At 63.0% G+C, this 11,925-nt stretch carries 11 protein-coding genes and 1 pseudogene; 9 read left to right on the forward strand and 3 right to left on the reverse strand.

Features of this window, described 5'->3' with window-relative positions:
* Positions 1–19 precede the first annotated feature (19 nt).
* From nrdH to VIQ49_RS01280, 6 genes are all read left to right on the forward strand, one after another.
* Positions 20–271 carry a glutaredoxin-like protein NrdH gene (gene nrdH / locus VIQ49_RS01255; RefSeq protein ID WP_331880049.1) on the forward strand — a complete coding sequence of 84 codons (252 nt, stop codon included), beginning with the start codon at positions 20–22 and terminating at the stop codon, positions 269–271.
* Between the two features lie 59 nt (positions 272–330).
* The gene (nrdI, locus tag VIQ49_RS01260; protein ID WP_331880050.1) at positions 331–876 is read left to right on the forward strand and encodes a class Ib ribonucleoside-diphosphate reductase assembly flavoprotein NrdI; all 546 of its coding nucleotides are present in this window, start codon (positions 331–333) and stop codon (positions 874–876) included.
* Positions 852–3,056 (forward strand): class 1b ribonucleoside-diphosphate reductase subunit alpha, encoded by a 2,205-nt coding sequence (gene nrdE / locus VIQ49_RS01265; RefSeq protein WP_331880051.1) that lies wholly within the window; start codon positions 852–854, stop codon positions 3,054–3,056. Before nrdI ends, nrdE begins: the two co-directional genes overlap by 25 nt.
* A 70-nt stretch (positions 3,057–3,126) precedes the next feature.
* A complete protein-coding gene (gene nrdF, locus VIQ49_RS01270; RefSeq protein ID WP_331880053.1) occupies positions 3,127–4,125 on the forward strand; it encodes a class 1b ribonucleoside-diphosphate reductase subunit beta in 999 nt (332 codons plus the stop codon).
* 201 nt (positions 4,126–4,326) lie between these two features.
* Positions 4,327–5,121, forward strand: coding sequence for a DUF427 domain-containing protein (locus VIQ49_RS01275; protein ID WP_331880055.1), 795 nt, complete (start codon positions 4,327–4,329; stop codon positions 5,119–5,121).
* 109 nt (positions 5,122–5,230) lie between these two features.
* A complete protein-coding gene (locus VIQ49_RS01280) occupies positions 5,231–6,577 on the forward strand; it encodes a DUF2252 domain-containing protein (protein WP_331880063.1) in 1,347 nt (448 codons plus the stop codon).
* 21 nt (positions 6,578–6,598) lie between these two features.
* Here the strand turns inward: VIQ49_RS01280 and VIQ49_RS01285 are convergent, their stop codons facing one another.
* Positions 6,599–7,234, reverse strand: a complete 636-nt coding sequence (locus tag VIQ49_RS01285) for an isochorismatase family protein (RefSeq protein ID WP_331880057.1) — start codon at positions 7,232–7,234, stop codon at positions 6,599–6,601.
* 128 nt (positions 7,235–7,362) lie between these two features.
* Here VIQ49_RS01285 and VIQ49_RS01290 point away from each other — a divergent pair, with 128 nt between their 5' ends.
* The gene (locus tag VIQ49_RS01290) at positions 7,363–8,316 is read left to right on the forward strand and encodes a GlxA family transcriptional regulator (RefSeq protein WP_331880058.1); all 954 of its coding nucleotides are present in this window, start codon (positions 7,363–7,365) and stop codon (positions 8,314–8,316) included.
* Positions 8,317–8,431: 115 nt separating this feature from the next.
* On the forward strand, positions 8,432–9,850 hold the full coding sequence (locus VIQ49_RS01295; RefSeq protein ID WP_331880059.1) for a DUF2252 domain-containing protein: 1,419 nt from the start codon (positions 8,432–8,434) through the stop codon (positions 9,848–9,850).
* A 109-nt stretch (positions 9,851–9,959) separates the two neighbouring features.
* On the opposite strand, the pseudogene VIQ49_RS01300 reads toward VIQ49_RS01295, so the two are convergent.
* Positions 9,960–10,055: pseudogene (locus VIQ49_RS01300) on the reverse strand (carbonic anhydrase); the annotation flags it as partial.
* Between the two features lie 4 nt (positions 10,056–10,059).
* Positions 10,060–11,037 carry an ABC transporter substrate-binding protein gene (locus tag VIQ49_RS01305; protein WP_331880060.1) on the reverse strand — a complete coding sequence of 326 codons (978 nt, stop codon included), beginning with the start codon at positions 11,035–11,037 and terminating at the stop codon, positions 10,060–10,062.
* A 258-nt stretch (positions 11,038–11,295) separates the two neighbouring features.
* Between VIQ49_RS01305 and VIQ49_RS01310 the strand changes: the two genes are divergently transcribed.
* Positions 11,296–11,925, forward strand: a 630-nt coding sequence (locus VIQ49_RS01310; RefSeq protein WP_331880061.1) for a cbb3-type cytochrome c oxidase subunit I, incomplete at its 3' end; no start/stop codon positions are given.

Below are 11,925 nucleotides of genomic sequence, written 5' to 3' on the forward strand. Positions count from 1 at the left end.
ACAAAGGAGTTCTGCGAATATGACTACTGCGACAACCGCCACCATCACCGTCTACACCAAGCCTGCCTGCGTTCAGTGCAACGCCACCTACAAAGCTCTCGAGAAGAACGGCCTCGATTACGAGATCGTCGATATCACCGAGGACGCCGAGGCCCGCGACTACGTCATGGCGCTCGGTTACCTGCAGGCTCCGGTTGTCGTGACCGGTGACAGCCACTGGTCGGGATTCCGTCCCGACCGCATCAAGGCGCTCGTCGCAGCAGCTGCCTGATTCGTCGGTCCTCTCTCGTCAGACGTTCTACCTGTCATCTATTTCGTGGAGGTCGGGACATGGGGAAGGTTCCCGTACACACCACAGATGCAGAGTCGAAGGCTCAGCCGGAGTTCCACCACCATTCGGGACAGTCCTCCGAGGCGCCGCTGGTCGTCTATTTCTCGAGCGTCTCGGAGAACACGCACCGATTCGTCGAGAAGCTCGGTTTGCGAGCCCGGCGGATACCTCTCATTGATCGCGACGGCAGTTTCACCGTCGACGAGCCGTATGTGCTGATCTGCCCCACGTATGGGGGTGGCAAGGCCTCTGGTGAGTCGGGCGGATTCGTGCCCAAGCAAGTCATCAGATTTCTCAACGACAAATCCAATCGTTCCCTGATCCGCGCGGTCATCGCTGCGGGCAACACCAACTTCGGGGAAGAGTTCTGTTACGCCGGAGACATCATCTCTCGCAAGTGTCGGGTGCCCTATCTCTATCGGTTTGAGCTGATGGGCGACAGCGAGGACGTCGAGCGTGTCAGAACCGGTCTCTATCATTTTGCGCAATCGCCAGATATTTCTCACAAGGAGTCGCCACAGTGTCGCCAACCGCAGCCTCAGTAACTGATGTGAGAGCAGAGAACTCCAGCATCAAATCGGGCACGCATGCCGACCCGTCCGGTCGCGATCCGGGGGAGATGGATTTCCACTCGCTCAACGCGATGCTGAACCTGTACGACGCCGACGGCAAGATCCAGTTCGAGAAGGATCGGCAGGCGGCCAACCAGTACTTCCTCCAGCACGTCAACCAGAACACGGTCTTCTTCCACAACCTGGAGGAGAAGCTCGACTACCTGGTGGAGGAAAACTATTACGAGCCAGAGGTTCTGGACAAGTACGACCGCTCCTTTGTGAAAGAACTCTTCGACCACGCGTACAGCAAGAAGTTCCGGTTCCCGACCTTCCTGGGTGCGTTCAAGTACTACACCTCGTACACACTGAAGACGTTCGACGGCAAGCGATACCTCGAGCGGTTCGAAGATCGGGTGTCGATGGTGGCGTTGACGCTCGCCGACGGTGACACCGCGCTGGCCCGCAATCTCGTCGACGAGATCATCGAAGGCCGGTTCCAGCCGGCCACCCCGACGTTCCTCAACTCGGGCAAGAAGCAGCGCGGCGAGCCCGTCTCGTGCTTCCTCCTGCGTATCGAGGACAATATGGAATCGATCGGCCGTTCCATCAACTCGGCCCTGCAGCTGTCCAAGCGCGGCGGCGGAGTTGCGTTGCTGCTGAGCAACATTCGTGAGCACGGTGCCCCGATCAAGAAGATCGAGAACCAGAGCTCGGGTGTCATCCCGATCATGAAACTGCTCGAGGACTCGTTCAGCTACGCCAACCAGCTCGGTGCGCGTCAGGGTGCCGGCGCGGTGTACCTGCACGCCCATCACCCCGACATCTACCGCTTCCTCGACACCAAGCGTGAGAACGCGGACGAGAAGATCCGGATCAAGACCTTGTCGCTGGGTGTTGTCATCCCGGACATCACGTTCGAGCTGGCGAAGAAGAACGACGACATGTACCTGTTCAGCCCGTACGACGTCGAGCGCATCTACGGTGTGCCGTTCGCCGACATCAGTGTCAGCGAGAAGTACCACGAGATGGTCGAAGACCGCCGGATCCGCAAGACCAAGATCAAGGCGCGTGAGTTTTTCCAGACCCTCGCGGAGCTGCAGTTCGAGTCGGGCTACCCGTACATCATGTTCGAGGACACGGTGAACAACGCCAACCCGATCGACGGCAAGATCACCCACTCCAACCTGTGCTCGGAGATCCTGCAGGTCTCGACTGCGTCGACGTTCAACGACGATCTCTCGTATTCGACCATCGGCAAAGACATCTCGTGCAACCTCGGGTCGCTCAACATCGCCAAGACCATGGATTCGCCCGACATCGCCCACACCATCGAGACCGCGATCCGCGGACTCACCGCGGTGTCGGATCAGACGGCCATCACCTCGGTGCCGTCGATCCAGAAGGGCAACGACGACTCCCATGCGATCGGTCTCGGGCAGATGAACCTGCACGGGTACCTGGCGCGTGAGCACGTCTACTACGGGTCCGAAGAGGGCATCGACTTCACGAACATCTACTTCTACACGGTGCTGTTCTACGCGCTGCGCGCCTCGAACCGGATCGCCAAGGAGCGGGGCAAGGCGTTTGGTGGCTTCGAGCGTTCGAAGTATGCCACCGGTGAGTTCTTCGACAAGTACACCGAAAAGGTGTGGGCGCCGGAAACCGACAAGGTCCGAGATATGTTCGGGCAGGCCGGGATTGCGATCCCGACGCAGGACGACTGGCGTGAGCTGAAGGCGAGCGTGCAGGAACACGGCATCTACAACCAGAACCTCCAGGCGGTTCCGCCGACCGGTTCGATCAGCTACATCAACCACTCGACGAGCTCGATCCACCCCGTCGCGGCGAAGGTCGAGATCCGCAAAGAGGGCAAGATCGGCCGCGTCTACTACCCGGCGCCCTTCATGGACAACGACAACCTGGATTACTACCAGGACGCGTACGAGATCGGCTACGAGAAGATCATCGACACCTACGCCGCCGCGACGCAGCATGTCGATCAGGGCCTGAGCCTGACACTGTTCTTCAAGGACACCGCCACCACCCGCGACGTCAACAAGGCGCAGATCTACGCATGGCGTGCGGGCATCAAGACGCTCTACTACATCCGCTTGCGGCAGCTGGCCCTCGAAGGGACTGAGGTGGAAAATTGCGTCTCATGCATGCTGTAAGGGTTCGAGCATTGAACACCGCTGACAGAACAACTTCGATCAGCACACTTTCGAGCATCAGGGGAGCACGATGACGTCCACCCACAGCCCCGCAGACGGAGCGCCCATCAAGTTGGTCAGCCGGGTATCGGCGATCAACTGGAACCGGGTGCCCGATGAAAAAGACGCCGAGGTCTGGGATCGCCTGACCGGCAACTTCTGGCTACCCGAGAAGGTGCCGGTGTCCAACGACATCCCGTCGTGGGGCACCCTCACCCCGCTCGAGCAGCAGCTCACGATGCGCGTGTTCACGGGCTTGACCCTGCTCGACACCATTCAGGGCACCGTCGGCGCGGTCAGCCTCATCCCGGATGCGACCACACCGCACGAAGAGGCGGTGCTGACCAACATCGCGTTCATGGAGTCGGTGCACGCCAAGAGCTACAGCTCGATCTTCTCCACGCTGTGTTCCACCAAGGAGATCGACGAGGCGTTCCGCTGGTCCGAGGAGAACGAGCAACTCCAGACCAAGGCCCGGATCGTCATGGACTACTACCGTGGCGACGACCCGCTCAAGCGCAAGGTCGCCTCGACCCTGCTCGAGTCGTTCCTCTTCTACAGCGGTTTCTACCTGCCGATGTACTGGTCTTCTCGTGCCAAGCTCACCAACACCGCCGACCTCATCCGGTTGATCATCCGTGACGAGGCCGTCCACGGGTATTACATCGGATACAAGTACCAGCGTGCGCTGGAGACGCAGTCGCCCGAGCGCCGGCAGGAACTGAAGGACTACACCTTCGAGTTGCTGTTCGAGCTCTACGACAATGAAACCGACTACACCGAAGCGCTGTACGACGATGTCGGCCTGAGCGAAGACGTGAAGAAGTTTCTGCGGTACAACGCAAACAAGGCCCTGATGAACCTGGGTTACGAGGCGATGTTCCCGCGGGACGAGACCGACGTGAATCCGGCGATCCTGTCGGCACTCTCACCCAACGCGGACGAGAACCACGACTTCTTCTCAGGGTCGGGCAGCTCGTACGTCATCGGCAAGGCAGTCATCACCGAAGACGACGATTGGGACTTCTGACCGTCTCAGACCTGCACTCCAAACAACATCCGCACCGATACCTCGGTGCGGATGTTGTCTTTTTCGGCCCGCTCGGCGGTCGGATCGGCCCGCTCGGCGGGGGTCCACCGTCGAACGTGCCGAAATCACCGCCCAGCGTGCCTTCGTTTCCATCGAGTGGGCCGATGATCAGTCGTATTGTGGTGTCCGGAGGTGGTCACGATGGCGACCATGGTGAGGCAGTACCTGATGTCGGCGCTCGGGAGTCTGCGATACGAACCCACAACCAAGATGGTGACGGTGTGCTCGGCGGATCAGGTCATCGCGCGCACCGACAACGCCGTGCTGGTCTGGGAACCGCAGCGGATCGTCCCGTCCTACGCCGTTCCCGTCGTGGATCTGCAGGTGAAGATCGAAGAGGCGCGTCCGTTCGCGCTGGAGGAGACACCCGCCGGGATGCTCGATCCGGGCAAAAGCTTTGCCGAACACACGTGTGCCGGTCGCACGGCGGTGGTGTCGGGTGCCGCCGGCCCGGGGGAGGTGTTCCTGCCCGACGACCTCGACGGGTACGCCGTGCTCGGCTTCTTCTCCTTCGACTGGTTCGAAGAGGACGAACGGATCTTCGGCCATCCGCGAGACCCGTTCTCACGCATAGACATCCGGCACAGTGCCCGCGTGGTCCACGTGGTGTCCGGGGGTGACATCCTCGCCGAATCCGGGCATCCGCTGATGCTGTTCGAGACCCACCTGCCGCCGCGGTTCTATCTCTCGCCGGGCGACGTGCTGGCAGATCTGGTCCGTAGTGATACGTCGACCACGTGCGCCTACAAAGGTGAAGCGACCCACTGGTCTGCGCCGAGGCTCGGCGGCGCCGGCATCGACATCGCCTGGAGCTACGAGAATCCGCCGCCGGAGATGCACCAGATCACCGGGCGAGTCTGTTTCTATCAGGAAAAAGTCGACTTCGTCATCGACGGGGTCAGGGGCGACCGGCCTGTCACACCGTGGTCGCCGTGAGTTCACCTGCAATGATTCCTGGGTGACGATCACCACCAATGCGGTAGACGAGCCTGCCGCAGAAGATCATGCGGGACACCTTCTCTGGCAGGGCGGCGACGGCAGCCTCATCGGACGCGCCCGGGTCCCGGAGCATCGCGGTCCCGGGCGGGCCTCCCGCAAGATCGTGCCGCGCAGTTCGCTGGGGGCGTGGAATCCGGCAACCCGTGGACACGACGCGCTCGAGACCATCCTCGCGCAGAACGAGATCCGCGCGGCCGACCTGCTGCCGATCCGGCACGGCCGGATGAGCCATTCGCCGTGGACGTATTACCGCGGCGCGGCGGCGGTGATGGCGGCCGACCTCGCCTCGACCCCGAACACCGGTATCGTCGTGCAGCTGTGCGGTGATGCGCACGTTCTCAACTTCGGATTGTGGAACACCCCCGAGCGCAACCTCGCGTTCGATCTGCGCGACTTCGACGAGACCCTGCCTGGGCCGTTCGAATGGGACGTGAAGAGATTCGTGGCGAGTCTGGTGGTACTCGCGCGCAGCAACAACGTGTCGAAGTCCGATGCCAGGTCGGCGGTGTCGGCGGCGTATCGCGGCTATCGCGAACGGATCGGGATCTACGCACACATGCCGGAGATCGACGTCTGGTACGACCGCGTCGACGTCGGTCAGCTCATCGAATACACAGCCCAGGACGACGAGGATCGCCTCGACGCGATGATCGACAAACAGGCCCGCAAGCGGTCGAGTCGTGGGGCGTCGAAGAAGCTCACGAATGTGGTTGACGGACAACGGATGATCAGCGAGGATCCGCCGTTCCGAACGCACGCGCTCGCCGGGTACGCGGGGCTGCTCGACCAGATCATCAGGCGATATCAGAGTTCGGTGCCCGATCACGTCTCGAGCCTGCTGTCGCGCTTCGATGTCGTCGATGCGGTGCGTCAGGTTGTCGGTGTCGGCAGTGTCGGCATGCGGGTGTTCCTCACCCTCATCGAGGAACGCCGCACCGCCGACCCGCTGTTCCTGCAGATCAAACAGGCCGGCCCGTCGGTATACGAACAGTTCCTCCCGGCCAGCCGCTACGACAACCACGGTGAGCGGGTTGTCCACGGCCAGCGCATGATCCAGAGCGCCACCGACTCTTTTGTCGGCTGGACCACCATCGACGACATGCACTTCTACGTTCGGCAATTCCGTGACGGCAAAGTGATCCCCAAGGGCGAGGTCGTGGCCACCCGGCTGCCGCAATTCGCATCGGCCTGCGGACACGTCCTGGCCAGGGCTCATGCCCGCAGTGGCGACGCCGCCGCGATCGCCGACTACCTCGGGACCTCGCACAAGGTCGAGGACGCATTCGTGGAGTACGCCTTTGCCTACGCCGACCAGAACGATCGAGATCATGCACAACTCGTCAAGGCGATCGGCGACGGCGACGTCGAGGCGGTCCCCGGCTGGCCGGAGTAGTAGGCCAGGCCGAAGGGGGGGTCAGGACGCCGCGGCGCTGCTGCCCTCGATGGCGGAGACGACCAGGTTGCTCTTGGGCAGCTCGGCGCCGGCCGTGGCCGCATCGGTCCACTCGGCGGTGGTGGCGACCGCCGCGAAGTTCGATTGCAGCAACACCATGAGAGTGTTGTGCAGGTCCTCGGCCGAGACCTTTCCCGCCTCGTTCGCCAGGTGTATCGCGCCGCTGGCGTCGGAGAGGATCTCGGCCGCGAATCCCAGGCCCTCGGCCTCCACCGCTGAGGCCAGGTCGCAGTTGTTGGTCATGAAGCCGACCAAGGTGATGGTGTTGATGTTGTTGTCGCCCAACCACGTTGCGAGATCGGTGCCGGCGAAGACACTTCCGAACTGCTTGTGGACGTGCTTTCGCGATCCTCCCGCGACCGCCTCGATGCGCGGGTGAAGTGACCATCCCGGTGTCCCCTCGACAAAGACCGGGGCGCCCGCGGGCATCTGGTGCTGCACGACAACCACCGGGATCTCGTGAGCGTCGGCGACCTCGATCGCGCCGACGATGTTGGCCAGCGAGTCCTCACGGGGCGGGTACTGGATCTGGAGTGGTCCGTCGAAGTACTCCTGCTGGACGTCGACAACAACTAGGGCGCGGCGTGGTGCGGTCATGGTCACTCCTGTGGGTGGGATCGTGCCTGGTGAGTTCGTGCGCTTCTCATTGTTTCTCTCGTTCGAGTGCATCCGCGAGTGGCATAGATGCATAATTTCGATGAGATCGGGCCAACTTGGGAGTGCATGTGCGGATCGGAATCTATGCGTTCGACGGCATCACGATGTTCCACCTCGCGGCGCCCCTGATGGTCTTCGGGGAGCTCGGTCGCCTCGGTCTGGCAACCGACTGGGAGACGAGGCTGTGGTCGGATAGCGCAGGCGCGGTGCGCACGGCCGAAGGCCTGTCGGTCGGTGGGGTGGCGGATTCGAGCACCGTCGGCTGGGCCGACATCGTGGTCATTCCGTCCTGGCCGGTGCCGCTGACCCCGCCGACAGACAGCTTCCGCAACGAGGTGGTGCAGGCCCACGAGCGCGGAGCGGTGATCGCCGGCCTGTGTCTCGGCGCCTTTGCCGTCGCGGATTCCGGCGTGCTCGAAGGACGTTCGGCGGTGACGCACTGGTCGATGATGCCGGCCCTGGCCGAGCGCAGTCCCCGCAGTCAGATCGATGCCTCGGTGCTCTACATCGATCACGGCGATGTGATGACGTCGGCCGGAACCGCGTCGTCGATCGATGCCTGCCTGCACCTGGTCCGCAGATATTTGGGTTCGGCGGTCGCGACCCGCGTCGCTCGCAGCCTCGTGGTCGCCCCGCACCGTGACGGCGGGCAAGCGCAATACATCGAGCGCCCACTCTCACGGCTCGCCGAGGAGACCGCGATATCGGTGGTGCAGGAGTGGGCCCTGGGCCGGCTCCAGGAGACGCTGTCGGTCGACCGCCTCGCGGCGCAGGCCCGGATGAGCCGCCGGAGCTTTGCGCGGCAATTCCAACGGGCGACGGGCACCACGCCGGCCCGCTGGGTGCTCGATCAGCGTCTCAATGAGGCGCGGGTGCTCCTCGAGACCACCGACTGGGGTGTCGACGAGATCGCATCGGCGTGTGGATTCGGCAGTGGGGTCACGTTTCGGCAGAACTTCGTAGCCGCGTACGCCACCACACCGACCACTTATCGTCGACAGTTCGCGAGTACCGCGGTGTGATCGCGGACCTGAGTCCACTCATACCACTCATCGGGTGAAGTCTGCGGTCTTCCCGGCAGGGGCGGCGTCTGACTGCCATACTTGGCATTTCACCCATGTACAGCGAGGTGCAGCGATGACGATCACTCCGGTTCCCGAGACACCGGCTCATGAAAGCCCGGCTCCCGAAACTCAGGCTCCCGAACACACACCGGCCGGCCGTGAAGCCAGGGCTCGTGTTCCACGCCGAGAGCTGGGCACATGGAACCCGGCAACCCGCGGACACGACGCGTTGGCAACGATCTTGGCGCAGAGTGACATTCGTGCTCCTGATCTGCTTCCGATCCGCCACGGACGAATGAGTCACTCGCCGTGGACGTACTACCGCGGCGCCGCGGCGGTGATGGCTGCCGATCTCGCATCGACCCCGCACACCGGGATCATGGTCCAGATCTGCGGTGACGCCCACATCCTCAACTACGGCATGTGGGTCTCGCCCGAGCGGCATCTGATCTTCGACCTCCGCGACTTCGACGAGACACTGCCGGGGCCGTTCGAGTGGGACCTCAAGCGCTATCTCGCCAGCGTGATCGTCCTGGGCCGGGACAACGGACTGACGGAAGCTGTTGGGCAAGAAGCGGTTCGGAGCGGCTACCGAAGCTACCGAAAGCACATCAGACGCTACGCGCAGACTCCACAGATCGATGTCTGGTACGACAAGATCGAGGTCGAACAGCTCCTCAAATACGCGAAGAAGGAGAACGAGGAGGCCCTCGATCAGTTGATCGAGAGCAAGGCCAAGAAGCGCACCAGCCGGGGTGCGTCGAAGAAGCTCCTCACCACAGTCGAAGGCCGGCGACAGATCACCGAGGAACCGCCCTACCGGACCCATCGGCTCGGTGACGAAGCCGAGCCGATTCTCCAGAGTGTGCTCGCCGAATACCACAAGTCCGTTCCCGATCACCTCGAACACCTGCTGTCCCGCTACGACCCGGTGGATGCGGTGCGTCAGGTCGTCGGGGTCGGCAGTGTCGGGATGCGGGTGTTCCTGACGCTGCTGGAGGAACGGCGCTCCGGTGATCCGTTGTTCCTTCAGGTGAAGCAGGCCGGGCCGTCGGTGTACGAGCAGTTCTTGGGGAAGAGCAAGTACGAGAACCACGGTGAGCGAGTTGTCCGGGGGCAGCGCCTGATTCAGAGCGCGTCCGACATGTTCGTGGGCTGGACGTCTTTCCAGTACCCCGAGCTGGACTTGGACATGGACTTCTACGTCCGGCAATACCGCGACGGCAAGGTCATTCCGAAGGGGGAGGGTGTGGCACCTGTGCTGCCACGCTTCGCCGCCGCCTGCGGTCACGCGCTGGCGCGGGCCCACGCGCGCAGCGGCGATGCGTCGGCGATCGCGGACTACCTCGGAAACAGCAACAAAGCCGAAGACGCGCTGGTCGAGTTCGCCAGTGCGTACGCCGATCAGAACACGGCCGACCATGCGCAATTGGCCAGGGCCGTCGAGAACGGTGACATCCCATCCGAGAAAGGCTGGCCGGACATCCCGTGAACTGATTCGACCGGGCGCTGAATCCGCGTGTGCCACATCAAAAAGCTCCACCGGCATCTATGCCGGTGGAGCTTTTTGATGTGGCACCGACGTGGTGGGCGAACAGGGGTCAGGGTTCGACCTCGCGGAGTTTGCCCATGGCGACGTCGAAGATGAACCCGCGCAGCGATGTGGTCCTGGTGATGAACGGAGAGTTCTTGATTCGGGTGTCAGAGGGTGCCGCGGAGGTTGAGGAGAACGATGTTGGCGGCCGACAGTCCGCCGCTGCGGTACCAGACCTCGTCTTCGACGATCCGGGTGCGACCCCAACTCGGGGCGCCCATGTCGAGCCAGCGGTCGGTCTCGAGAACCGAGGTGCCGTGGTCCTGACCTTCCTTGCCATCGAAGCCGACGTAGGCGACATCACCGTCGGCGATCTCGAAGTTCTTGTCATCGAGCACTGTCGGTTCGGGCTCCCGCTGGCCCGGGGGTCGCTGAGCACCGACATCTGTGAGTACCCGCGCGGCAAATGCGTCGGTGCCCAGGACGACCGTCGAATCGGCGGTGAACCGAACCAGCGACGCCTGCGTGTACCGGGCGCCCACGCGGTTGCCGATCGCCTTGGCCGTATCGAGATATCCTTGCAGGCGCTCGTCTCCGGCCTCCGTCCGGCCGACCGCCGCCGCGACGGCGACAAACCGCTGCTTCCAGTCCGCTGCCGGATCGACGACGGCGTCCGGCACGTCGCCGAGGGACGCGGTGACGGGGGAGTCGCCGAGCGTGAGGACGAGATCGGGATCGGACGCGACGGCCTTGGCGTCGTCCGGTGCCGTGACGTCGCCGATGGTGGGCAGCGAATGCACCGCGTCGCCCATATACATCGGAAGGGTGCCGTCGATCGTGGTCGTGGCGACGACGCGGTCCTGCATTCCCAGTGCGCACAGTGCGTCGAGCAGGCTCGGATCGGCGACCAGGATGCGTTGCGGATCCGGTGCGCCGGCATCGGGTGCCGCCGTGGGCTGACACGTCGTGTTGGCATCCCGGTCGGGGTTGACGAGATCGACCGCGGCGATTCGTGATGTCGTCCTGGTCACCGAACCCTCGCCGCCGGGGACCGACGAATCGATACAGGCGGTCGCGCCGACGCTGACCAGTGCTGCCAATGCCAACACCGCCATGCCGCGCGGGCGGCGGATCACATCGCTCACTGCCACTCTTTCGTGATGACTTCCAGATGGTCGAATTCCCGACCAAACTAGCACTGCCCGAATCGATCGAGGTTGCCCTCGGCGCGCCGGATCGGACAACGCTCATCGAAATACGACACTTCGTAGGAGCCCGCTCGGTCCCGTCTCGAGGGAGGGTTTACGATCTTCTCAGCGCACATTCATCGCCGTGCCCTCATGTCGTGTGTGGAAGGTTCTTCGCCACGACGGACCGGAGTGGCCACGCAGGTAGGAGGATCAGTGACCGCGGTAGACCAGCCCACCACTTCGGTGGCACCGGTTAGGCCTTACCCCGAGCGCACGGGGCCCAAGGGGTCGTTCATCTACAAGATGCTGACGACAACTGATCACAAGATGCTCGGCATCATGTACTTGGTTGTGTGTTTCGCGTTCTTCCTCATCGGTGGCCTGATGGCCCTGCTGATGCGAAGCGAGCTCGCCGCACCCGGCTTGCAGTTCTTGTCGACCGAGCAGTTCAACCAGTTGTTCACGATGCACGGCACCGTGATGTTGCTGATGTACGCGACCCCGATCGTGATCGGCTTCGCCAACGTTGTCCTGCCGCTGCAGATCGGTGCTCCCGACGTTGCGTTCCCGCGTCTGAACGCCTTCAGCTTCTGGCTGTTCCTCTTCGGCTCGTCTGTTGCACTCCTCGGCTTCGTCACCCCCGGTGGTGCCGCTGACTTCGGTTGGACGGCGTACACACCGTTGACCGACGCCGTGCACTCACCCGGCGCCGGCGCCGACCTCTGGATTCTCGGACTCGGTGTGTCCGGTCTGGGCACCATCCTCGGTGCGGTCAACATGATCACCACCGTCGTCTGCCTCCGTGCACCGGGTATGACCATGTTCCGCATGCCGATTTTCACC

Source organism: Williamsia sp., from assembly GCF_036566845.1.
Lineage (GTDB): Bacteria > Actinomycetota > Actinomycetes > Mycobacteriales > Mycobacteriaceae > Williamsia.

Excerpts from the sequence above, each read along its gene's own strand:
- nrdF (WP_331880053.1), top strand. The coding sequence starts at position 3,127 with ATGACGTCCACCCACAGCCCCGCAGACGGAGCGCCCATCAAGTTGGTC.
- nrdH (WP_331880049.1), top strand. The coding sequence starts at position 20 with ATGACTACTGCGACAACCGCCACCATCACCGTCTACACCAAGCCTGCC.
- VIQ49_RS01295 (WP_331880059.1), top strand. The coding sequence starts at position 8,432 with ATGACGATCACTCCGGTTCCCGAGACACCGGCTCATGAAAGCCCGGCT.
- nrdI (WP_331880050.1), top strand. The coding sequence starts at position 331 with ATGGGGAAGGTTCCCGTACACACCACAGATGCAGAGTCGAAGGCTCAG.
- VIQ49_RS01275 (WP_331880055.1), top strand. The coding sequence starts at position 4,327 with ATGGCGACCATGGTGAGGCAGTACCTGATGTCGGCGCTCGGGAGTCTG.
- VIQ49_RS01285 (WP_331880057.1), bottom strand. The coding sequence starts at position 7,234 with ATGACCGCACCACGCCGCGCCCTAGTTGTTGTCGACGTCCAGCAGGAG.